Annotated in this window: 24 protein-coding genes; 16 read left to right on the forward strand and 8 right to left on the reverse strand. The window is 71.8% G+C overall.

The genetic code is table 11. The features are described from left to right. Positions 1–3 precede the first annotated feature (3 nt). The 3 genes from folP to ACWEOW_RS17685 are packed head-to-tail and all read left to right on the forward strand — an operon-like array spanning position 4 to position 2319. Positions 4–876 (forward strand): dihydropteroate synthase, encoded by an 873-nt coding sequence (folP, locus tag ACWEOW_RS17675; protein WP_452270537.1) that lies wholly within the window; start codon positions 4–6, stop codon positions 874–876. After that, positions 876–1763 carry a 2-amino-4-hydroxy-6-hydroxymethyldihydropteridine diphosphokinase gene (folK, locus tag ACWEOW_RS17680; RefSeq protein WP_452270538.1) on the forward strand — a complete coding sequence of 296 codons (888 nt, stop codon included), beginning with the start codon at positions 876–878 and terminating at the stop codon, positions 1761–1763. Before folP ends, folK begins: the two co-directional genes overlap by 1 nt. Positions 1764–1818: 55 nt before the next feature. Then, positions 1819–2319, forward strand: a complete 501-nt coding sequence (locus ACWEOW_RS17685; protein WP_452270539.1) for a DUF3180 domain-containing protein — start codon at positions 1819–1821, stop codon at positions 2317–2319. 89 nt (positions 2320–2408) lie between these two features. Here ACWEOW_RS17685 and ACWEOW_RS17690 read toward each other — a convergent pair whose 3' ends face one another. Together ACWEOW_RS17690 and ACWEOW_RS17695 are read right to left on the reverse strand one after the other, a co-directional pair. Then, positions 2409–2720, reverse strand: coding sequence for a hypothetical protein (locus tag ACWEOW_RS17690; protein ID WP_452270540.1), 312 nt, complete (start codon positions 2718–2720; stop codon positions 2409–2411). Next, positions 2717–3820: an NADH-quinone oxidoreductase subunit D gene (locus ACWEOW_RS17695; protein WP_452270562.1), complete on the reverse strand. Its 1104-nt coding sequence runs from the start codon at positions 3818–3820 to the stop codon at positions 2717–2719. Before ACWEOW_RS17695 ends, ACWEOW_RS17690 begins: the two co-directional genes overlap by 4 nt. Before the next feature lie 160 nt (positions 3821–3980). Here ACWEOW_RS17695 and ACWEOW_RS17700 point away from each other — a divergent pair, with 160 nt between their 5' ends. Together ACWEOW_RS17700 and ACWEOW_RS17705 are read left to right on the forward strand one after the other, a co-directional pair. Continuing rightward, entirely contained in the window at positions 3981–5219 is a 1239-nt protein-coding gene (locus ACWEOW_RS17700; protein ID WP_452270541.1) for a cytochrome P450, read from the forward strand. Next, a complete protein-coding gene (locus ACWEOW_RS17705; protein ID WP_452270542.1) occupies positions 5216–5602 on the forward strand; it encodes a VOC family protein in 387 nt (128 codons plus the stop codon). The genes ACWEOW_RS17700 and ACWEOW_RS17705 overlap by 4 nt, the downstream gene beginning before the upstream one ends. A 51-nt stretch (positions 5603–5653) precedes the next feature. On the opposite strand, the gene ACWEOW_RS17710 is transcribed toward ACWEOW_RS17705, so the two are convergent. Next, positions 5654–6202 carry a copper resistance CopC family protein gene (locus tag ACWEOW_RS17710; protein WP_452270543.1) on the reverse strand — a complete coding sequence of 183 codons (549 nt, stop codon included), beginning with the start codon at positions 6200–6202 and terminating at the stop codon, positions 5654–5656. Positions 6203–6207: 5 nt separating this feature from the next. Next, complete coding sequence (locus tag ACWEOW_RS17715; RefSeq protein WP_452270544.1) at positions 6208–7266, reverse strand: SAM-dependent methyltransferase; 1059 nt, start codon at positions 7264–7266, stop codon at positions 6208–6210. Positions 7267–7288: 22 nt separating this feature from the next. Here ACWEOW_RS17715 and ACWEOW_RS17720 point away from each other — a divergent pair, with 22 nt between their 5' ends. The 5 genes from ACWEOW_RS17720 (at position 7289) to nadC (ending at position 12640) form a co-directional block, all read left to right on the forward strand. Next, on the forward strand, positions 7289–8197 hold the full coding sequence (locus tag ACWEOW_RS17720; RefSeq protein ID WP_452270545.1) for a Rossmann-like and DUF2520 domain-containing protein: 909 nt from the start codon (positions 7289–7291) through the stop codon (positions 8195–8197). 35 nt (positions 8198–8232) lie between these two features. Beyond that, positions 8233–9156, forward strand: coding sequence for a pantoate--beta-alanine ligase (panC, locus tag ACWEOW_RS17725; protein ID WP_452270563.1), 924 nt, complete (start codon positions 8233–8235; stop codon positions 9154–9156). A 44-nt stretch (positions 9157–9200) separates the two neighbouring features. Next, positions 9201–9641, forward strand: coding sequence for an aspartate 1-decarboxylase (panD, locus tag ACWEOW_RS17730; RefSeq protein WP_452270546.1), 441 nt, complete (start codon positions 9201–9203; stop codon positions 9639–9641). Between the two features lie 360 nt (positions 9642–10001). After that, on the forward strand, positions 10002–11765 hold the full coding sequence (locus ACWEOW_RS17735) for an L-aspartate oxidase (RefSeq protein WP_452270547.1): 1764 nt from the start codon (positions 10002–10004) through the stop codon (positions 11763–11765). After that, positions 11762–12640, forward strand: a complete 879-nt coding sequence (gene nadC / locus ACWEOW_RS17740) for a carboxylating nicotinate-nucleotide diphosphorylase (RefSeq protein WP_452270548.1) — start codon at positions 11762–11764, stop codon at positions 12638–12640. Before ACWEOW_RS17735 ends, nadC begins: the two co-directional genes overlap by 4 nt. Positions 12641–12674: 34 nt before the next feature. On the opposite strand, the gene ACWEOW_RS17745 is transcribed toward nadC, so the two are convergent. Continuing rightward, a complete protein-coding gene (locus ACWEOW_RS17745; protein WP_452270549.1) occupies positions 12675–13337 on the reverse strand; it encodes a response regulator in 663 nt (220 codons plus the stop codon). Next, the gene (locus ACWEOW_RS17750; protein ID WP_452270550.1) at positions 13334–14548 is read right to left on the reverse strand and encodes a sensor histidine kinase; all 1215 of its coding nucleotides are present in this window, start codon (positions 14546–14548) and stop codon (positions 13334–13336) included. The genes ACWEOW_RS17745 and ACWEOW_RS17750 overlap by 4 nt, the downstream gene beginning before the upstream one ends. 199 nt (positions 14549–14747) lie before the next feature. Here ACWEOW_RS17750 and ACWEOW_RS17755 point away from each other — a divergent pair, with 199 nt between their 5' ends. Beyond that, entirely contained in the window at positions 14748–15491 is a 744-nt protein-coding gene (locus ACWEOW_RS17755; RefSeq protein ID WP_452270551.1) for a hypothetical protein, read from the forward strand. A 400-nt stretch (positions 15492–15891) separates the two neighbouring features. Here the strand turns inward: ACWEOW_RS17755 and ACWEOW_RS17760 are convergent, their stop codons facing one another. Both ACWEOW_RS17760 and ACWEOW_RS17765 read right to left on the reverse strand, forming a co-directional pair. Beyond that, positions 15892–16581 carry a class I SAM-dependent methyltransferase gene (locus ACWEOW_RS17760; RefSeq protein WP_452270552.1) on the reverse strand — a complete coding sequence of 230 codons (690 nt, stop codon included), beginning with the start codon at positions 16579–16581 and terminating at the stop codon, positions 15892–15894. Next, positions 16581–17414, reverse strand: a complete 834-nt coding sequence (locus ACWEOW_RS17765) for a hypothetical protein (RefSeq protein ID WP_452270553.1) — start codon at positions 17412–17414, stop codon at positions 16581–16583. Before ACWEOW_RS17765 ends, ACWEOW_RS17760 begins: the two co-directional genes overlap by 1 nt. A 325-nt stretch (positions 17415–17739) precedes the next feature. Here ACWEOW_RS17765 and ACWEOW_RS17770 point away from each other — a divergent pair, with 325 nt between their 5' ends. From ACWEOW_RS17770 to ACWEOW_RS17790, 5 genes are all read left to right on the forward strand, one after another. Continuing rightward, positions 17740–18339 carry a TetR/AcrR family transcriptional regulator gene (locus ACWEOW_RS17770; RefSeq protein ID WP_452270554.1) on the forward strand — a complete coding sequence of 200 codons (600 nt, stop codon included), beginning with the start codon at positions 17740–17742 and terminating at the stop codon, positions 18337–18339. Between the two features lie 10 nt (positions 18340–18349). Beyond that, positions 18350–19108 (forward strand): ABC transporter ATP-binding protein, encoded by a 759-nt coding sequence (locus ACWEOW_RS17775; protein WP_452270555.1) that lies wholly within the window; start codon positions 18350–18352, stop codon positions 19106–19108. Beyond that, positions 19105–19839, forward strand: a complete 735-nt coding sequence (locus ACWEOW_RS17780) for an ABC transporter permease (protein ID WP_452270556.1) — start codon at positions 19105–19107, stop codon at positions 19837–19839. The genes ACWEOW_RS17775 and ACWEOW_RS17780 overlap by 4 nt, the downstream gene beginning before the upstream one ends. A gap of 245 nt (positions 19840–20084) precedes the next feature. After that, positions 20085–21014 carry a Ppx/GppA phosphatase family protein gene (locus ACWEOW_RS17785; protein ID WP_452270557.1) on the forward strand — a complete coding sequence of 310 codons (930 nt, stop codon included), beginning with the start codon at positions 20085–20087 and terminating at the stop codon, positions 21012–21014. Between the two features lie 48 nt (positions 21015–21062). Next, on the forward strand, positions 21063–21860 hold the full coding sequence (locus ACWEOW_RS17790; RefSeq protein WP_452270558.1) for a sugar phosphate isomerase/epimerase family protein: 798 nt from the start codon (positions 21063–21065) through the stop codon (positions 21858–21860). Positions 21861–21985: the final 125 nt, after the last annotated feature.

Consider the following 21985-nt stretch of genomic DNA (forward strand, 5'->3'; position numbering starts at 1 on the left):
GCCATGACTGCCCCGACGGTGACCGCCGACGACCTGCTCGAGGTGCGCGACCGCACGCTTGTCATGGGCGTCGTCAACGTCACGCCCGACTCGTTCTCCGACGGCGGGGAGTGGTTCGAGCCCGACGCTGCCATCGCGCACGGCCACGACGTGAGGGCGGCCGGCGCCGACATCGTCGACGTCGGCGGCGAGTCCACCCGCCCTGGGGCAGAACGCCCCTCGGTCGAGGAGGAGCTGCGCCGCGTCCTGCCGGTCGTCTCCGAGCTCGCCGCTGCCGGAGCGGTCGTCTCGATCGACACGATGCGCGCTGAGGTGGCGCGGGCCGCCGTGCATGTGGGCGCGTCCATCGTCAACGACGTGTCCGGCGGCCTCGCCGACCCGGAGATGGTGCCGTTCGTGGCCCTGAACCGCCTTCCCTACGTAGCGATGCACTGGCGTGGCCACAGCACGGACATGCAGTCGCGTGCCGTCTATGACGACGTCGTCGAGGACGTATGCCGTGAGCTCATCGCTCGTCGTGACGTGCTGCTGGGTGCCGGGATCGAGCAGGACCGGCTCGTGCTGGACCCCGGGCTGGGTTTCGCCAAGAACGCCGACCACAACTGGGCGCTGATGGCCGCGCTGCCGACACTGCACGACCTGGGACACCCGATCCTCGTCGGTGCCTCTCGCAAGGCCTTCCTCGGCCGGCTGGGGCGGCGCGAAGGAGAGCCGCCACGTCCGGCGGCCGAGCGGGACGTCGAGACGACGGCGACCTCGGTCATGGCCGCGATGGCGGGCATGTGGTGCGTGCGCGTGCACGACGTCGCCTCGACCGTGCGCGCGCTGTCGGTGGTCCAGGCGGCGCTCGACCACGCACTGGAGGATGCCGACTGATGCCGGATCGCATTGTGCTGCAGGGCGTCTCGGCTCGCGGCAACCACGGCGTGCTCGACTTCGAGAAGCGTGACGGACAGGTCTTTGTCGTCGACGTGACGATGACGGCCGACCTCTCGCGGGCCGGGCGCACAGATGACCTCGCCGCTACCGTCAGCTACGCCGAGGTCGCCACTGATGTGGTCGCCCGCATCACGGGGCCTTCGTTCGACCTCATCGAGCGGCTCGCCGAGGTCATCGCCGACGACGTGCTGCGTCACGACCTCGTCGACTCGGTGGAGGTCGTGGTCCACAAGCCGGAGGCCCCCGTGGGCCAGCCGTTCACCGATGTCCAGGTGCGGCTCGAGCGCACCAACGCGGCCGCGGTCGTCGTCGCTCTCGGGTCCAACCTCGGCGACCGCGGGGAGACGCTCGCGGCGGCCGTGCGGGCGCTGCGTGACCTACGCGGACTCACTGTGACCGCAGTGTCGTCCCTGGTCGAGACCGACCCGGTGGGCGGCCCGGACCAGCCGCCTTACCTCAACGCCGTGGTCGTCGGGCGGTGCACTCTCGCCCCGGACGACCTGCTCAGGTCTCTGCACACGATCGAGGCAGAGCACGGCCGTACTCGTGAGATCCGCTGGGGCGCAAGGACGCTCGATCTTGACCTGATCCAGTTCGGGGCCCCTGGCGGCCCGCGCGAGGTCCTCAGCGACCTCCCCGACCTGACACTGCCCCACCCGCGTGCGGCCGAGCGCGCCTTCGTGCTCGTCCCCTGGGCCGACGCCGACGGCCGGGCCACGATCCGTGTGGGGCGGGGGGACGGCGGCATACGGCCCGTGTCCGAAGTCCTGACCGAACTCGACCGATCGGGCGTACGTCCCGGTCCCGAATGGGAGCAGCAGTGATCACCCCACAAAGTTCTCCGTTCGTTCCTCACTCCGATACTTTGCGGGGACCCCGATGAGACCACACTCCGGCATCCGGGCGACCACGCTCGTGCTCGCGGGCCTCGCGATGACGATCGTGGCGTGGCTCGTGCTGCGTTCGGTCTCCTCCGGCGGCACGAGCCTGCCCGACCCGGGCTGGGTCGCGATCGCGGTGATGGCGTTCCTTGCGGCGGGCCTGCTGGTGGCCGGCTGGCAGGTGCGCAAGGTGCGTGATGGTGTGGGCGACGGCTCGGTGACGCCGTTGCGGGCGGCGCGCACGCTGGTCCTGGCCCAGGCGGCCGCTCTGACGGGCGCCGTACTCGTGGGCTGGTACGTCGCAAACACCCTGGTGCTGCTGCCCGATGCGGACGTCGAGTCGCAGCGCAGCCGGATCTGGCCGTTCGTGGCCCACGCCGTCGTGGCCGCGCTGCTCGCCGTGGCGGGCATGGTCGTGCAGCGCTGGTGCCGGGTCCGGCCGCGCGACGAAGAGGACGAAGGCAACGGCGCGAACGGAAAGTCGTCCGCCGCCCACTGACCGCCTGATCGCGGTTCGAGGTGTTCGGGTCGAGGCGACAGGTCGCCTCATCCAATGAGGCGATTCATCGAAGCGATCACCTCGAACCGTCAGGGGGCGCCGGCGGTGGTGTGCCTCGTCGTCGTCCGGGTCGGCGTCGGGACGACCGAGATCGTGGACGTCCCCGTCGCCCTCGGGGGACCCGCCGGCCCGTCCGGCACGGTCGTGCGAACCGGCCACGGCGGCGGGATCGTGTCGACGGTGTCCTGGTCGGAGCAGGCGGCCGCGAACGTGATCGTGGCCGTGATGACCGCGACCGCCACGCCGCGCACCACCCCACCCCGCGTCAGCCGGCGAGACGGCATACCGGCCTTCGACGGCATACCGTCCCCCTCGGGCCGTTCCAGTCGGATGGGGGTCACTTGTCGATGTCTCCGACGACGAAGAACATCGACCCCAGGATCGCCACCATGTCCGCGATGAGCTGGCCCGGCAGCATCTCGCTGAGCACCGAGATGTTGCTGAACGAGGCCGAGCGCAGCTTGAGCCGCCACGGCGTCTTCTCGCCACGCGACACGAGGTAGTAGCCGTTGAAGCCGAGAGGGTTCTCGGTCGCGCAGTAGATCTCGCCCTCCGGCACCTTCAGCACCTTGGGGAGCTTGACGTTGATCGGCCCCTGGGGCAGCTGGACGAGGCGGTCGAGGCAGGCCTCGACGAGGTCGAGCGACACGTGCACCTGCTCGAGCAGCACCTCGAGGCGCGCCAGGCAGTCGCCGGCGGAGCGCGTGACGACCCGGCCGGGTCCCTTGTCGCCGAAGAGCTCCTCGTACGCGAGGTACGGCGTGTCGCGCCGCAGGTCGATGTCGAGCCCGCTCGCCCGTGCGATCGGCCCCGAGACGCCGTACGCCTCGACGGTGGCGCGTGGGAGAACGCCGACGCCGCGCGTGCGGCCCTCGAGGATCTCGTTGCCCACGACGAGCCGCTCGAGACCGGGCAGCCGCTTGCGGACGTTCGCGACGGCCTTGTCGACGCGGCCCATCCAGCCGGCCGGAAGGTCCTCCTTGAGGCCGCCGACCCGGTTGAACATGTAGTGCATCCGGCCGCCGGAGACCTCTTCCATCACGGCCTGCAGCTCCTCGCGCTCGCGGAACGCGTGGAAGACGGGCGTGATCGCCCCGAGCTCGAGCGGGTACGAGCCGAGGAACATCAGGTGGTTGAGCACGCGGTTCAGCTCGGCGAGGGCCGTTCGGGCCCAGACGGCTCGCTCCGGCACCTCCATGCCGAGCATCTGCTCGACTCCGAGCACCACGCCGAGCTCGTTCGAGAACGCCGAGAGCCAGTCGTGGCGGTTCGCGAGCACGATGATCTGGCGGTAGTCGCGCACCTCGAACAGCTTCTCCGCGCCGCGGTGCATGTAGCCGATGACCGGCTCGGCACTGACGATCCGTTCGCCGTCGACGACGATCTTCAGCCGGAGCACGCCGTGCGTGGCGGGGTGCTGCGGCCCGATGTTGAGCACCATGTCGGCCGTCGCCAGCCCACCGGCTCCGACTCCGACGGTGAGCGCCTGGCCGCCCCTGGGGGCGGCGGCGAGCGACGTGGTCCTCTGGCTCGTGTCAGCGCTCACGGTTCGACCCTACGTCCGGCATGGGGTCGAGTATGCCGTGCGGCACAGTAGGAGAGTGGCACAGCCCTTCGACCTGAGTGACCCCGGCTTCGTGGCCGACCCGTATGCCGCTCTGGCCGCTTCGCGCGCCAGTGGCCCGATCCTGTGGCACGACGGCCTCGGCGAGTGGGTGACCACGAGCCACGCCGCTGCCAACGACGTGCTCCGTGACCGGCGTCTTGGCCGGATCTTCCGGCCTCGGGCGAGCACGGAAGACGACGCATGGACGACGTTCGACTGGTTGCACGCCGACTCGATCCTGGACTCGGAGCCGCCGAAGCACACCCGGCTGCGGCGTCTGGTGTCCGGCGCGTTCGGCCGCGGGCACATCGAGCGCATGCGTCCCCGGATCGAGGAGCTCGCCGATGAGCTGCTCGACGGTGTCGCGGCACGCCTTGACGCCGACGGCCGGGTCGACGTCATCGAGCACTACGCCGAGCCCTTGCCCGTGCTGGTCATCTGCGAGCTGCTCGGTGCGCCGACCGAGGACTGGAAGCGGCTGCGTGACTGGTCGCAGGCGATCGTCAGGATGTACGAGGTCGCGCCCAGCCCGCAGGCGCAGGAGGACGCGCAGCGAGCGTGCACCGACTTCGCGGCATACGTGGAGCAGCTGGCCGCGGAGCGCGCGGCGGCGCCCGGCGACGACCTGCTCACCTCGCTCGTGCAGGAGCGCGACGGCGGCGACCGCCTCTCGCGACGCGAGCTGGTCGCGACCGTCGTGCTGCTGCTCAACGCGGGGCACGAGGCCAGCGTCAACGGTTTCGGCAACGGGCTGCACTCGCTGCTCGGGGACCCGGCCGTCCTCGACAAGGTGCTCGCCGAGCTCGACGACGACCGCGCGGTCGAGCGCCTCGTCGAGGAGATGCTGCGGCACGACTCGCCCCTGCACCTGTTCGAGCGCACCGCCACCACCGACGTCGAGCTGCACGGCGTCACGCTCCGGACCGGCCAGAAGGTGGCCGCGCTGCTCGGGGCCGCCAACCGCGACCCGCGGGTCTTCGCCGAGCCCGACCGGTTCGACCCCACTCGCGATCCGAACCCGCACCTCGCCTTCGGCGCCGGCATCCACTTCTGCCTCGGCGCGCCGCTCGCGAGGATGGAGCTGCAGATCTCCGTGCGCGCGCTGCTGCGACGGCTCGGCGCGCTCCAGATCGTCGACGCGATGCAGCGGCCGACGTTCGTGCTGCGGGGTTACGAACATCTCGTCGTGGCCGGGGCACCGCGCCCCGGTCCAGCGGAAGGGAGCCAAGGATGAGTGAGCTGACGCCGTACATCTGCGTCGAGGACTCGCGGGCCGCGATCGAGTGGTACCGCCAGGCGCTCGGGGCCGAGGTGACCTTCGAGCCGATCATCATGCCCGACGGGCGGGTCGGGCACTGCGAGCTGGCGGTCGACGGCGCCCGGTGGATGATGTCCGACAGCTTCGAGGGCGTGAACATCGCCCCGCCCGACCCGGCGCGCGGCAACGCGGTGACGATGCACCTCACCGTCGCGGACTGCGACGCCGCGTGCCGCCGGGTCCAGGCGGCCGGGGTCACCCTCGACCGAGGCCCCGAGGACAGCCCGCCGGCCGGGCGGGTGGCCGTCTTCCGGGACCCGTTCGGGCACCGCTGGTTCCTCAACCAGCCGTTCGAGTGATCGCCCCGTCACACGTCGAGTGAGCGCCCCGTCACGGGCGTCTCACCCGTCTCAGGAGCGGTCGGCCTCGCGGCCGCGCAGGACGACGTAGCCGCCGATGACGAGCAGCACGGTCGTGCCGAGGATCGTCAGCAGGATCGGCACGAACGGCGACGACTCCGCCTCGTCGCCTGCCGTCGGCTGCGGGCTCACGTGCACGCTGGCGCCGGCCGTCGCGGTCGACCCGTCGAGCCCGACCGTGGCGTGGAACGAGAACGACCCGCTGACCGGGTGGCCGTCGTCGGAGGTGACGCGGTAGGTCACGGTGTAGTCGCCGGCCGGTGCGGTCGGCAGGAGCGCCTGCGTCACGTCGCGCCCGTCGATCGTCGGAGTCCCGCTCGCCATGTTGCCGGTCGGACCGGTGACCACGACCTGCGTGCCGAGGGAGAGCGGGGCCTCGGCGAACGTCAGGACCACAGCGCCCGGCAGCCGGTCGACCGTCGAGCCGTCGGAGGGGTTCGTCCGCTCGAGGACGTCGTGCGCGGCTGCGACGGTCGGCAGGGCAATGGTGACGCTGAGGCAGACTCCGAGGGCGAGCAGCAGGGACGACAGGCGGCGCATGACGATCAGGGTACGTCGCCCGAATGCACGCCCTTCACCGCCCACCAGAAGTCGCCGAAGCCGCCGGCCGGGCGGATGAGGTCCGCCTCCGCGCCGGCTCGCTCCAGCGCGCGCACGTAGGCCAGAGGGTCGGTCGTGGCGAGCTCGATCGAGGGGCTCGCACCGGTGAAGCCGAGGTCGCGCAGGAGGTCTCGCTGGCGCACCAGATGGTCGGCCACCAGCGTGTCCATCGCGACGTGGGCGGTGATGTCGCACGAGCCATCGGGCACCGGCTGGGTGAGGCGTCCGCCGACGTATGCCGCCAGCGTCCCCCCGCTCGGCCGCTCGGTCGCGAGATGGCCGTAGTCGACCGCCACCGCCAGGCCCGAGCGGATGGCGCTCAGCAGGTGCTGCCACGCCTCGTCCCGGGCCAGCCCGACCTCCACGCGGCTGCGAGGGCGGCTCGTCTGCCAGTGGTCGCGACACCAGTCCGCCTCAGCAGGGGGCAGCGCCGAGCCGAGAGACTCGGTGCCGCTCTCGCGATCAACGAGCACCACTCGGGTCTGGCCGTCGTCGTCGACCTCGGCGATCTCGCAGGGCACCACGTCGAGCCACTCGTGGGCGACGACCAGGGCGTCCTCGAGGTCGGCGAGGCAGTCCGGCAGGTCCGCACCGCCAGGGGAGCGGACCCACTCGATGTTTCCGTCGAGGCCTTCGGGCCGGTCGACGACGTCGACTGCGACGATCCTGGTGGCCCCGGCCCTGGCCGTGGCCCTGGCCGTGGCCCTGGCCCCGGCCGTGGGCGTGCCGCCGGTGGCCGGCAGGTCTTCCTGGGCCGCCACGGCCCGCAGCAGGTGCGTCGCGAGCTCGCCGCGGCCCGCACCGACGTCGACGACCACGCGAGGCATGACCGGCCCGCGCATCCGGGCCCACAGGGCCAGCAGGACCTCGGCCAGCACCCCACCGGTCACCCCGTGGGTGGCCGTCGTGAAGTGAGCCGCCGGCCCACCACGCGCGACGTAGAAACCGCGCCCGGCGGCATACAGGGCGTCGTGCCAGGCCTCTCGCCAAGGGACGGGATCCACGCCCCGGACTGTAGGCGATAGCGTGCCTTGGGTGAGCACCCCGCACGAACGGCCCGCACGTTTCGAGGTCGGCGTCGTGGGCGCCGGCCGGGTCGGGTCGGTGCTCGGAGCCGCCCTCGTGCGGGCCGGGCACTCGGTGACCGGCGTGTCTGCGGTCAGCGAGGCGAGCCTCGAGCGCGCGGCGACGCTCCTGCCGGGCGTGCCCGTCAAGCCGATCCCCGACGTCGTCAGCGGCGCCCACCTCGTCGTGCTCGCCGTGCCGGACGACGCGCTGCACGACCTCATCGCGGGGCTGAGCGCGACCGGGATCTTCACTCCGGGACAGCTGGTCATGCACACGTCGGGCGCGCATGGCATCGGGGTCTTCGACGACGCAGCAGACAGCGATGTCGTCCCGCTCGCCCTCCATCCGGCGATGACGTTCACGGGCACGAGCGTGGACCTGGAGCGCCTGCACGACTGCTGCTTCGGCGTCACCACGACCGACCTGGCCAGACCCGTCGGCGAGGCCCTCGTCATCGAGATGGGCGGCGACCCGGTGTGGATCGCCGAGGAGGACCGCGTCACCTATCACGCGGCCCTGGCTCATGGCGCGAACCACCTTGTCACCCTGGTCGCCCAGGCGCTGCAGCTGCTCGGCGAGGCAGGCGTCGAGGATCCCGCGCGCCTGCTCGAGCCGCTCCTCTCGGCGGCGCTCGCGAACACCCTCCAGCTGGGTGATGCTGCCCTCACCGGCCCGGTGGCGCGCGGAGATGCCGGTACCGTGGCCGGGCACGTCGCGATGCTGCGCACGGTTGCGCCGGACATCCGTCCGACCTACCTGGCCCTGGCCCGAGCGACGGCACAGCGGGCTCTTCTCAGCGGGCGCCTCAGACCGTCGAACGCCGGCCCGCTGCTCGAGCTGCTTGCGCACGAGGAGGAACGACCGTGACCGACCCGACCCACTCAGCTCCCGTCACTGGGGCACTGGTCGAAGCACTCACCGCGACCGACGGGACTCCGACCAGGCCAGGGCCCGTTGTCGCCCGAACCCGCGACGAGCTGCTGGCGTCGCGTGCCACCCTCGACGACGGCGACGTCGCGGTCGTCATGACGATGGGTGCCCTGCACGAGGGTCACGCCACGCTGATCCACCAGGCCCGCAAGACGCACGCCCACGTCGTCGTCACGATCTTCCTCAACCCGCTGCAGTTCGGGCCACGGGAGGACCTCTCGCGCTACCCGCGGACGTTCGACGACGACCTCGCGATCTGCACGGCCGCGGGCGTCGACCTCGTCTTCGCGCCGACGCCCGACGTCGTCTACCCCGACGGCGACCCCGGCGTCCGGGTTTCCGCCGGTCCGCTCGGCAATGTGCTCGAGGGTCAGGCGCGGCCGGGTCACTTCGACGGCATGCTCACCGTCGTGGCCAAGCTCATGCATCTGACCCGGTGCACGTCGGCCTACTTCGGGCAGAAGGACGCCCAGCAGCTGCTCCTCATCCGCAGGATGGTCCGCGACCTCGACTTCCCGGTCAACGTGGTCTCCGTGCCGACGGTGCGCGAACCGGACGGCCTGGCGATGTCGAGCCGCAACACGTACCTCACGCCGTCGGACCGCGAGACGGCCCTGTGCCTGTCCGCTGCGCTGCGCGCCGGGGCCGCGGCCGCGACCGAAGGCCCGTCGGCGATCCGGCGCGCAGCCCGTGGGGTGCTGGTCCGTGAGCCGCTCGCCCTCATCGACTACCTCGTCCTCGTCCACCCGGACACTCTCGAGGACGTGCCGGAGTGGTACCGCGGCGAGGCTCTGCTCGCGGTCGCCGGCCGGGTCGGCACCACGCGCCTGATCGACAACCTGCCCGTCCTCGTCGGCCCCGGCGGCGGCGCACTCGAGACGTTCTCGGCGCGCTGACGGATACTGCCGGCGAGAACCCCTGACCCAAGGACTGATCCACCGTGCAGCGCTTCATGCTCCATTCCAAGATCCACCGGGCGAAGGTCACCCAGGCCGATCTGCACTATGTCGGCTCGCTGACCATCGACCGGGATCTCATGGACGCCGCCGATCTCTGGCCGGGCCAGCAGGTCGATGTCGTCGACGTCGACAACGGCAGCCGCCTCACGACCTACGCCATCGAGGGCGAGCGCGGCTCCGGCATCCTCTGCGTCAACGGTGCGGCAGCCAGGCTGATCTCGCCGGGCGACACTGTCATCATCATCGCGTATGCCGCGATGGACGACACCGAGGCCCGCACCTTCGAGCCACGGGTCGTCTTCGTGGACGACCACAACCGGATGGTCGAGGTCGGGCACGATGCAGGCGACGTCCCCGACGGCTTCGGCCTGATGACCTCGGCGGTCACCGAGCGCCACCACGACTACCAGGACCACCCCTGACGGGCGCCCGACCCCGACCCCGACTCGCGCCGCTCGGACGTCGCCGGCCCCGAGCCGCGCCGCTCGGACCTTGCCAGGCGGGCAACACACCGAGCAGTCGCATACTTCTGCGGTTATTTCCATCAGAGTTCGCGGTTTCTCGGTGTGTTGCCGATCCGGGCCGCGGAGCTGGCGGCGGTGGTGGCCTGGGCGGTGGGAGCGCGTCCGGGCCGGGCGGTGGTGGCCTGGGCGGTGGTGGCCTGGGCGGTGGTGGCGCGTCCGGGCTGGGCGGTGGGAGCGCGTCCGGGCCGGGCGGTGGGAGCGCGTCCGGGCCGGGCGGCATACGGTATGGGTCGTGACTGCTCACGGGAGGAGCCCGCGATGAGCGCGAGCGCTATCACCGTCCCGCGGCGCCTCCGTGCGCCTGCCCCGGGTTGGACCGCGACGGCCGACGTCATCGTCGTCGGCTCCGGCATCGCCGGTCTCACGACCGCGCTGCGGCTGCGGCGGCGAGTCGACCGCGTGCTGCTCGTGACCAAGACCGTGCTCGACGAGGGGTCGACGGCCTGGGCGCAGGGCGGCATCGCCGCCGTCATGTCGCCAGAGGACAGCCCGGCCGAGCACGTGCATGACACGCTCGTCGCGGGCGTCGGCCTGTGCGACGTAGAGGCCGTCGAGACGCTGGTCAACGAGGGCCCGGACGCGGTCTGGGACCTCATCGCCCTCGGCGCGGACTTCGACCGCGGCGACTCCGGCCAGATCTCGCTGACCCGTGAGGGCGGCCACCATCGCGACCGCATCCTCCACGCAGGGGGCGACGCGACCGGGCGCGAGATCTCGCGGGCCCTCATCGCCGCGCTGGATCGCGTGCGCGACGACCCGGGCATCGAGGTCATCGAGCACGCCCTGGTGGTCGACCTGCTCGCCGACTCCGCTGACCGGGTGTGCGGCGTGACGCTCCATGTGATCGGCGAGGGTCAGGTCGACGGCGTCGGTGCCGCGCACGCGCGAGCCGTCGTGCTCGCGACCGGCGGGCTGGGACAGATCTATGCGTCCACGACGAACCCGTCCGTCGCGACGGGCGACGGGATGGCTGCGGCGCTGCGGGCCGGGGCGGTCCTGGCAGACCTGGAGTTCGTCCAGTTCCACCCGACCGTGCTGTGGCTCGGCGAGGGCTCACGCGGCCAGCAGCCGCTCATCTCGGAGGCGGTCCGCGGTGAAGGCGCGTTCCTCGTCGACGAGGCGGGGGAGCGGTTCATGGTGGGCCAGCACCCGCTCGCCGACCTCGCGCCTCGTGACGTGGTGGCCCGTGCCATCATCCGGCGGATGCGCGAGACCGGGACCGACCACGTCTATCTCGACTGCCGGCACCTGGGTGGGGAGTTCCTCGAGCAGCGGTTCCCGTCGATCGTGCAGCGCTGCCGGGAGCTCGGCTTCGACCCGGCTACCGAGCTGCTGCCCGTCGCCCCCGCGCAGCACTACGCCAGCGGCGGGGTCAAGACGGACCTCCGCGGCCGCACGTCGCTGGAGGGTCTCTACGCGTGTGGTGAGACGTCCTGCACCGGCGTCCACGGCGCCAACCGGCTCGCCTCGAACTCGCTCCTCGAGGGGCTGGTCTTCGCGCGGCGGATCGCGGACGACCTCACGGCCCGGCTCGGCGCCGGTGAGCTGCCGGAGACGATGCCGGTCGACCCGGGTGGCGAGCCCCAGCTCATCCGCGGAAAGCGCCGCCTGGAGGTGCAGCGCGCCATGACCGCTGGTGCGGGGAGCGTGCGCTCGGCAGGGTCCCTCGCGGCGACCGAGGCCAGCCTCGCTGGGCTGGCTTCCCGGGCGGCGGCCGACGACGTCAAGAAGAAGGGCGGCCCGAAGAGCTGGGAGACGACGAACCTCCTGCATCTCGGCCGTGCCCTGACGTATGCCGCCTGGCTGCGTGAGGAGACCCGTGGCGGTCACGTGCGCGAGGACTTCCCGGCCCGCGACGACGAGCGCTTCCTCCACCACGTGCAGCTCATGAGGTCCGATGATGGTGCGCTCACCGCGGAGGTCGTCGAGGTGCCCCGCTCAAACCTCGACGGTCTTGGGCTCGATGGTTCGTTGCCTCCGTCAGTCGCGGAAGTCACTGCAGCGCAAGGAGACTCAAAATGATCGAACCGCACGGGTTCCCCGAGGAGTGGGCGCGGGAGCTCGTCGCCACCGCCCTGCGTGAGGACCTGGGTCCCGACCTCGTCGACGTCACGACTCTCGCGACCATCCCGCCGGAGCAGCGGCGCACGGCCGAGATCGTCGCCCGCGCCCCCGGGGTGGTGGCCGGCGTTCCGGTGGTGCGGCTCGTCCTCGGAGCGGTGGCAGAGGCGGTCGCGGGCGAGGTGCCTGAGGTCAAGGTTCTCGCCGACGACGGTGCACAGGTCGAGCGTGGCGACGTCATCGCCCGGCTCGAGGGCCAGACGCAGGTGATCCTCATCGCCGAGCGCACGATCCTCAACATCATGAGCCGGCTCTCCGGGGTCGCGACGCACACCCGTCGCTGGGCCGACGCACTCGAGGGCACCACCACGATGGTCCTCGACACCCGCAAGACGACGCCCGGCATGCGGTGGCTGGAGAAGTACGCCGTCCGCTGCGGCGGCGGCATCAACAAGCGGATGGGCCTCTACGACGTGGCCATGATCAAGGACAACCACAAGCTTGCCGCCGGATCGGTCGCTGCGGCATACGAGCTCGTGCGCCGGCGGAGTCCCGATGTCACCGTGCAGGTGGAGGTGACCACCCCCTCGGAGGCGCAGGAGGCGTATGCCGCCGGCGCGCGTTTCATCATGTGCGACAACATGTCTGTCGATGTGCTGGCCGAGACCGTGGCTCTGCTGCGGGCTCATGCCGAGCCCGTCGAGATCGAGGCGACGGGCGGGATGACTCTCGAGGTGGCGCGCGACTACGCCCTCACCGGAGTCGACTTCATCAGCGTCGGCGGCCTGACCCACAGCTCGCCGATCGTCGACATCGCGCTGGACCTCGCCGACTGACGCCGACCCCGGGGGCACGCTCCCCGACACGGACTCAGGCGTCGCCGGGGCGCACCAGGCCCGTCTCGTAGGCGGCGACGACGGCCTGGACGCGGTCCCGGAGCCGGAGCTTCATGAGGATGCTCGACACGTGGGTCTTGACCGTGGCCTCGCCCAGGTAGAGCTCGGCCGCGACCTCCGCGTTGGACAGACCCTTCGCGACGAGGCCGAGGACGTCGCGCTCGCGCTGGGTGAGGAGGTCCAGGTCGCGGGAGCGCGTCGCCCGGGCGGTCGGCGCCGTCGTGAACGCCTCGATGACGCGCAGGGTGACCGCCGGGTCGAGCAGCCCGCCTCCGGCGGCGACCGTACGGACCGCCGCGATGAGCTGCTCGGGAGGCGACACCTTGAGCAGGAAGCCGCTCACCCCGGTGCGCAGCGCCGCCTCGACGTACTCGTCCTCGCCGAACGTCGTCAAGATGACCACCCGCGAGGTGGGGCTCGCAGCGAGCACCCGTCGCGCGCCCTCGATGCCGTCGACGTGAGGCATCCGCACGTCCATGAGCACGACGTCCGGAGCCAGCTGGACCGCCATCGACTCGGCGACCGCGCCGTCCGCGGCTTCCCCGACGACCTCGATGTCCGGCTCGGCCGTGAGCACCATCCGCAGCCCGACCCGGACCATGGCCTCGTCGTCGACGAGGAGCACCCCGATCGTCACGCCGCACCTCCGGGGAGTGGGAACCGCGCCCGCACTTCGAAGCCCCCGCCGGGACGAGGTCCGGCGGCGAGCGTGCCGCCGAACATGCCGGTTCGCTCGCGCATCCCGAGCAGCCGGTGCCCGCCGTTCGGGTCGCGGGCCGGGTCGCGGGCCGGGTCGCCGGGCGGGTCGCCGGCGGGCGACCCGTTGCGCGCTGGGCCGGTGCCGTCGTCGACGACGGTCACCTCGACCGCGTTCGCCTCGTTGCGGATTCGCAGCTGCGCCCTTGCCGCCGGGGCGTGCCGCAGGACGTTGCTCAGTGCCTCCTGCGCCACGCGGTATGCCGCCACGTCGAGTGAGCGCGGCAGCGCGGTGAGGTCCCCCTCCGTCTCGAGCTCGACCTCGAGGCCGGCCGCGCGGACGTCGGCAACGAGCTCGTCGGCGCGCGAGAGCGACACCGGCGGGTCGAGGTCGGCCGCAGAGTCGCGCGGCCCGCGCAGGATCCCGACGGTGGCGCGCAGCTCCTCGACGGACTGACGCCCGAGACGCTCCAGCCCGAGCATCACCTCTCGCTCCGCGGGCCGGTCGTCCAGCAGCGGCCCGAGCTGGCGGCGGAGACCGCCGAGCTGGAGCGTCATCACGCTGAGCGAGTGGGCAACCGAGTCGTGCACTTCGCGGGCGATCCGGGCACGTTCCTCCACGACCGCGGCATGTGCGGTCGCCTCACGTTGTGCCTCGAGCTGCGCTGCGAGAGAAGCGATCTCACGAGACCGGGCTTGCTCTCGGCGGACCAAGGTGCCGCACCACCAGGCCGGCACGAAGATGGCCGGGAAGAAGATCGAGTCCCAGCTCACCCCCGCCCGCACCATGTCCGTGACGACGAAGACCGCAACCGACGCGGCAGTCGCGGCACGCGACCTGGACGGCGGAGCGGCATACCCGGCATACGCGACGGCGACGAGGACGGAGATGAGCGCGGCCCCGCCGGGCCCGCGGGCACCGAGCAGCTCGCCCAGCGGGTAGGACGCGGCCACGACGACCGCACCGGCCGCGGGCCACCGGATCTGCAGTAGGAACCCGGCCGCGATCCACACGGCGACGAAGGCCAGCCGGCCGAACGACTCCCGGAACACCGGGTCGGTGGCCGCCTCGACGAGCCCGAGCGCCCCGAGCACCGGTGCAGCGACGGCGGGCAGGAGCCGGGCGTCGCGGAGGCTCGGGAAGGCGGGCATGGCGGCAAGAGTAGGGGCCCGCGGCAGAGCCCGTATCCGTCTTACGACGGACCCGAGAGGCGGCGGCCTCCGCACCAGGGCGGACCCCGGGTCTGTGCCTCACGGCCGAGGTCCGAGGAGACGCGTGACACGGAAGGTTGACCCGTCGCCGATCAAGGCGGCCCCGGCACCGTCCGGGTCACCCGAAAGGAACCGTCACATGTCCACCTTCTCGACCCGACCGACCGCCGGGACTGCATCCGGCACGTCCGGCACGTCCGATGCGGTCGCCCGCGCGAATGCCGGCACCACCGGGCGCCGGCGGATCGCCCACCCGATGCGTGTTGCCGCCGGCGTCGCCCTCGTCGCCGGGCCGGTCCTCTGGTCGCTCGGCATGCTCACGTCGCCGCCCCAGGACTCCATGGCGGATGCGGACTACATCGCCTCGCTGACCCGGGACACGACGATGACCCAGGTCTCGGCGCTGTTCCTGCACTACGGCAACCTGGCCATCGCGCTCGGGATCCTGGCGGCGCCGACGCTCGTGCGCGGCACCCGAGGGCGGGTCGTCGCGGTCATCGGCTCCATCCTCGCCGCCATCGGCTTCGCCAACGTCTCAGGGATGGTCCTCAGCGACTGGTGGAACGCCTCGGCCGGCACGGTGCTGTCGTCCGAACAGGCGGTGGCGGTGTTCCGCGGGTTCAAGGAAGCCTCGCTGCTGCCGTTCTGGGACGCGACCGAGCTGTTCAGCCTTCTCGGGCCGGTCCTCGTGCTCGTCGGCCTCGCTCGTGCCGGCGTGCTCGGCTGGTGGTCGATCGGGCTGCTGGTCGGCGGTGTGGCCGGGCTCATGGTGTTCGGCGCCGTTTCTCCGGTGCTCGTCGCGGGTGTGGTCCTCGTCGGTTTCTCGCCCTTCGCCCTGATGGGCCTGCGCCTCCTGCAGCGCCGCCACCTCGCCGAGGCGTGACCCCGAGGCGGCCGGTTGTGCCCCTGGGACGTGGCGGCCACTCGACGGTCGAGTGGCCGCCCCGCCACACCCGACCCCGGTCGAGTGGCCGCCCCGCCACACCCAACCCCGGTCGAGTGGCCGCCACGCCACACCCAACCCCGGTCGAGTGGCCGCCCCGCCCCACCCATCCCCGGTCGAGTGGCCGCCCCGCCACACCCAACCCGGTCGAGTGGCCGCCTCGCCACACCCAAATCCGGTCGAGTGGCCGCCCCGCCACACCCATCCCCGGTCGAGTGGCCGCCCCGCCACACCCATCCCCGGTCGAGTGGCCGCCCCGCCACACCCAACCCCGGTCGAGTGGCCGCCCCGCCACACCCATCCCCGGTCGAGTGGCCGCCCCGCCACTCTGGTGACGGGGTCAGTAGCGGCGCCACCAGAGGTTGACGGCGTAGTCGACCCCGCGGTCGTCCGGGTGCTCGGCCAGGATGAGGTCGGCGTGCTCCGGGGCGAACTCGATGCCCACGACAGCCTCGAAGTCCTCGCGAGTGTCGTAGTCCCAGCGGATCTGGAGCCGCTCCCGCTCCCAGCCCTTGCGCTCCCAGAACCGCTCGACGGCACGCGGGTCATAGCTCGGCAGAGCCCGGCGGAACCACTGGCCGAACGTCGACCGAGTCGCGTCGTTGTCGATGACGAACGCCACTCCGCCCGGCCGCATGACCCGGTCGAGCTCGTCCAGACCCGGCTCGCAGCCAGGCCCGAAGAAGTACGCCCAGCGTGCGTGCGCGACGTCGAAGGAGGCGTCCGGCACCCCGATCGCTGCCGCGCCTTCCTCCCGAACCGACACGGACGGCATACCCGAAACACGTTGTGCCGCAAGGGAAGCCAGCGGCGGGTGCGGCTCCACGCCCACAACCGATCGAGCGGTCTCGGCGAAGTAGGGCAGATGGAATCCGGTCCCGCAGCCGATGTCGACGACGTCACCACCGTCCCAGCCGCGGATGCTTCGCATGGCCGTCTCGATGACATGAGCGCGGTCGACGCCGAGGTTCTCGACCTCGTACACGTCAGGCGTCTCCCAGATGTTCGGCGACGGGATGATCTCGCTCATCAGGCGCGCTTGCGGGGCGTCCGGGCGGCGGGCCGGCCGCTGGCCTCGGCGGACAGGGTCGCCGGGTGGACGAGCAGCGGCAGCAGCTTGCGGGCGCCGCGCGCACGGACCGCGCGGACCTGCGCGAGGTGGGCTTCGGCGCGGATGGCGAGCTCGGCATACGCCTCGGGTCCCATCAGCTCGACCAGCTCGGCGGCACACGACCGGTAGACGGGCTCACGCCCGACATGTGCCTCGGGGTTGCCCGAGCAGTACCAGTCGAGGTCGTGCCCACCGGGGCCCCATCCGCGCCGGTCGTACTCGGTGATCGTGATCTCGAGGTAGCTCGACTCGTCGGGCAGCTCGACAGTGCGGAAGGACCGGCGGATCGGCAGCTGCCAGCACACGTCGGGCTTGAGCGTGTGCGGCTGGACGCCGGTGAGCAGCGCGTGCTGGTGCAGCGCGCACCCGGCGCCGGCGGGGAACCCCGGGCGGTTGAGGAAGATGCAGGCGCCGTCGACGACCTTCGTCTTGCGCGCGTCGTCCTCCAGCTCGGTCCAGTCCTCCTTGGCGCCGGTGGCGGTGCCGACGTCGTAGTACTGCCACTCGTCCTCACCGAGCTCCTGGACGGCCTTCTCGACGCGCTTCCAGTCGTCCTTCTCGGTGAAGTGCGCACCCAGCGTGCAGCAGCCGTCGTCGGGCCGGTCGGCGTAGATGCCGCGGCAGCCCGCGCCGAAGATGCACGTCCAGCTGCTGGTCAGCCACGTGAGGTCGCAGCGGAAACGCTGGTTCGCGTCCGCCGGGTCGGTGAACTCCACCCACACGCGGGGCAGGTCCAGGGGTGCTTCGGCCACCGGCACACCTTATGACGTCGGGGATTCCGCTGCCGTCAATGCGCTCACGACGTGGTCGCGCGCTGGCGGCGCGTTTGGTCTGTCAGCACCACCGTATGCCGGTTCGCTGGGGCTACCGTGAGCGCATGGGCAGCGTTGGATGGCGCCTCCTCTTCGCTCCGGCGGGTGCCGCGGCGCCTTTGAGGCGTTCCCTTCCTCCGCTCCGCTCGCTCGTTCCTCCCACGCAGAGCGTGGGACCCAGCTCGCTGCGCTGCGTCCAGGCAACGCCGGCGCCGCGGCTCTCCATGACAGGCGTTCTCGCGTGAACAGCTCGCAGGCTGAGCCGATGCCGCGGAGCCGGGGGCGGCGCCCGGGCGGCGTCGACACGCGCGCCATGATCCTCGAAGCGGCACGGGCGGAGTTTGCGGCCAAGGGCTATGACGGCGCGTCGCTGCGTGGTATCGCCCGCGCCGCGGAGGTGGACCCGGCGCTGGTGCACCACTACTTCGACGGCAAGCCGGCGCTGTTCGCGGAGATGCTCGGCGCGCCGATCAACCCGGCTGTCCTGTTCGAGAAGATCTTCAGCGGCGACCGGGAGACTCTCGGCTGGCGCGTCATCGAGACGTTCCTCAGGGTCTGGGACCCGCCCGAGAGTCGTGACGGTCTCGTGGCCCTGTTCCGGTCGAGCATGACCAGCGAGGACGCGGCCCGGCTACTCCGAGAGTTCCTCGGGCGTGAGGTCTTCAGCCGGATCGCGGCGGCCACAGGCGCGCCCGACGCCCAGCTGCGAGGCACCCTCGCGGCCTCGCAGGTCTTCGGGCTCGTGGTCCTGCGCTACGTGCTCCAGGTGCCTGCCCTGGTCGAGGCCAGCAACGAGGAGATCGTCGCGCGCCTGGGGCCAGTTCTGCAGCAGCATCTGGTGGACACGCCCCGTCCACGGGAGTAGATTTCATCACATGATGAAAAACGGTGACGGGCCTGCGATCTCCATTCGCGGCCTCAAGGTCGTCCGGGGCAAGCGCTCCGTGATCCCCGGCCTCGATCTCGACATCCCGAGCGGTCAGGTCGTCGGCCTGCTCGGTCCATCAGGCTCCGGCAAGTCGACCCTCATGCGGTGCATCGTCGGGGTCCAGATCATCGCCTCAGGCACGGTCACGGTGCTCGGCGAGGAGGCCGGCAGCCCGGTGCTGCGCGACCAGGTCGGCTACCTCACCCAGAGCCCGAGCGTCTACCCGGACCTCACGATTCGGGAGAACGTCGCGTACTTCGGCCGCATGGTCGGACTGACCGGCGCGGCCCTCAAGGCCGCGGTCGACCGCACGATCGGCGAGGTCGATCTCGGCTCGCACGCAGATGTGCTCGTCCGCGACCTGTCCGGCGGCCAGGAGTCGCGGGTCTCGCTTGCCGCGGCCCTCGTCGGCCGGCCGTCGCTGCTCGTGCTCGACGAGCCGACCGTGGGGCTGGATCCGGTGCTGCGGCGCGACCTGTGGCAGTTCTTCCGCGAGCTCGCGGGGCAAGGCCACTCGCTCATCGTCTCGAGCCACGTCATGGACGAGGCCAGCCGCTGCGACCGCCTCGTGCTGCTGCGCGACGGCGAGGTGCTGGCCGACGTCACGCCCGACGAGCTCCTGGAACGCACGAGCACCCACGACGCCGACGCTGCGTTCCTGGCCCTCATCGATGCCGAGGCCGAGCGGGAGAGGAGCGCATCATGAGCGTCGGACTCACCGTCGCCACCGCCGGGCGGGTGCTTCGCCAGGTCCGCACCGACCACCGCACCATCGCGATGATCCTCGTCGTGCCGTGCGTCCTGCTCGGCCTGCTGGCCTGGATCTACAACGGCACGCCGGTCTTCGATGCCATCGGTCCCGCGCTGCTCGGCGTCTTCCCGATGATCGTCATGTTCATCGTGACCTCGGTCGCGACGCTCCGCGAGCGCCAGTCCGGCACGCTGGAGCGGCTGCTCACGACCCCGATGGCCAAGGGCGACTTCATGTTCGGCTACGCCATCGCGTTCGGCGCCCTCGCTGCCCTGCAGGGTGCGGTCGCCACCGCGTTCGCCGTCTGGGTCTGTGGCCTCGAGGTCGCCGGCCCGATCTGGCTGCTGCTCGTGGTGGCGCTCGCAGACGCGCTGCTCGGCACGGCGCTCGGCCTGCTGGCCAGCGGCTTCGCCCGCACGGAGTTCCAGGCGGTCCAGTTCATGCCGGCGTTCATGCTGCCGCAGATCCTGCTGTGCGGGCTTTTCCTGCCGCGCGACGAGCTGCCGACCGTGCTCAGCTGGATCTCGGACCTGCTGCCACTCTCGTATGCCGTGGACGCGATGAACGAGATCACCCGCAACGCCGACGCGATCGGTCCGGCCCTGCGCAACGTGGCGATCGTGGCCGGGTTCATCGTCGCCGCGCTGGCCCTCGGCTCGTTCACCCTGAGCCGCCGCACTCCCTGACCCCGCACCCCTTGACCCCTCACCCCTGACCCCGCTCCTGTGCGGTCCCCGGTCCCCCCGGGCTTGGTGCCGCGATTTGGGGGCCGCGGCGCGCGGGTGGTGGGGTTTTTGGGCTTGGTGCCGCGATTTGGGGGCCGCGGCGCGCGGGGGGTGGGGTTTCTGGGCTTGGGGCCGCGGCGCGTGGGCGGGGGACGGGTTGTGGGCGCAGGAAACGCGCATGGACCAGGTCTCGGTAGGGTCGAGCTATGCGCCTGGGCGTCATCGACATCGGGTCCAACACGGTCCACCTGCTCGTCGTCGATGCACACCCGGGCGGCCACCCGCTGCCAGCGTTCTCGCACAAGGTCGAGCTGCGCCTCTCGGAGAGCCTCGACCCGACCGGCCGGGTCGAGAGCGCCACTGCGGACCGGCTCGTCTCCTTCGTCAAGGACTGCCTGGGCATCGCCGAGGACCAGGGCGTGCAGGACCTCTTCGCCTTCGCCACGTCGGCCCTGCGGGAGTCGCCCAACGGCGACGAGGTGATCGCGCGAGTCCACGGCGAGACAGGTGTCGTGCTCGAGGTGCTCAGCGGTGCGGACGAGGCTCGCATGACGTTCCTGGCGGTGCGCCGCTGGTTCGGTTGGTCGAGTGGACGCCTGCTCGTCATCGATATCGGCGGGGGGTCGCTCGAGCTCGCCAACGGCCTGGACGAGGAGCCCGACGTCGCCCTGAGCCTGCCACTGGGGGCCGGCCGGCTGACCCGGGAGCGGCTGTCCGGGGATCCTCCGCAGGCCAAGATCGTGCGCCAGGTCCGCGCCTCCATCCGCAGCACGCTCGCCGAGCAGGTGCGCCCGCTCCTCAAGGCCGGTGCGCCCGACCGCGCCGTCGGGACCTCGAAGACGATGCGGTCCCTGGCACGGATCGCCGGAGCCGCGCCACGCGACGACGGGCCGTTCGTGCCGCGCTCGCTGACTCGCGAGCACGTCCACGAGATCCTCGACCGCCTGCCCGGGATGGATGCCGCGTCGCGCGCGGCGTTGCCCGGCGTGTCGGCAGGGCGCTCGCGGCAGCTGCTGGCCGGCGCGCTCGTCGCCGAGGCTGCGATGGACCTGCTCCAGGTCGAGGTCGTCGAGATCTGCCCGTGGGCGCTGCGCGAGGGGCTGATCCTGCGGCGCCTCGACCACCTCACGACCTGATCCCAGACACCCGCGACTCACGAAAGGTCCCTGTCGGAGAATGTCCGCATGACGATCCGGATCGGGCTGTCGACCGCGTCGGTCTACCCCGACAACGCCGCCACAGCGTTCGCGACCGCCGCACGGCTCGGTTACGACGCCGTGGAGGTCATGGTGTGGACCGACCCGGTCACCCAGGAGGCCGGGGCCCTGCGCGCGCTCTCCGCACTGCACGGCATACCGATCGGGTCGGTGCACGCGCCCACGCTGCTGCTCACGCAGCGCGTCTGGGGGACCGACCCGTGGACCAAGATCGACCGCTCGATCGACCTCGCGCTCGAGGTCGGCGCGTCGACGGTGGTGCTGCACCCTCCGTTTCGCTGGCAGCGGGAGTATGCCGTCGGGTTCGTCGAGGGGGTCGCCGAGCGTGAGCACGACCGGGGGATCCGCCTTGCCGTCGAGAACATGTACCCCTGGCGGACCGCTCGCCGCGACATGATGGCCTACCTACCGCACTGGGATCCCGTCGAGCAGGCCTACGACCACGTCACGCTCGACCTGTCGCACACCGCGACCGCCGGCGCCGACGCCCTGCTCATGGCTCGCGAGCTCGGGCAGCGGCTGTCTCACGTGCACCTCGCCGACGGGCTGGGGTCGTTCAAGGACGAGCACCTCGTGCCGGGGCGTGGCACGCAGCCGTGCGCCCAGCTGCTCGAGCTGCTGGCCGACAGTGCCTGGGAAGGCGACGTCGTCGTCGAGGTGTCGACCCGCAAAGGCACCCGCGACCAGCGCGAGCTCGACCTGGCCGAGGCCCTCGCCTTCGCCCGGCTCGCCCTGGTGCCGACCCGAGGCGCGAGCCGCATCTGACCCGCAGTCCACGACCAGCCCGCGTGTGTCGACGTGGCCACTCGACGGGGGAAAGCCCACCCCCCCCAAAAGGGGGCCGGGCGCAAAAACAAACGCCGAGCGGGGGGGGGGGAGGGGCAGGGGAG

The organism is Monashia sp. NPDC004114 (assembly GCF_053603855.1).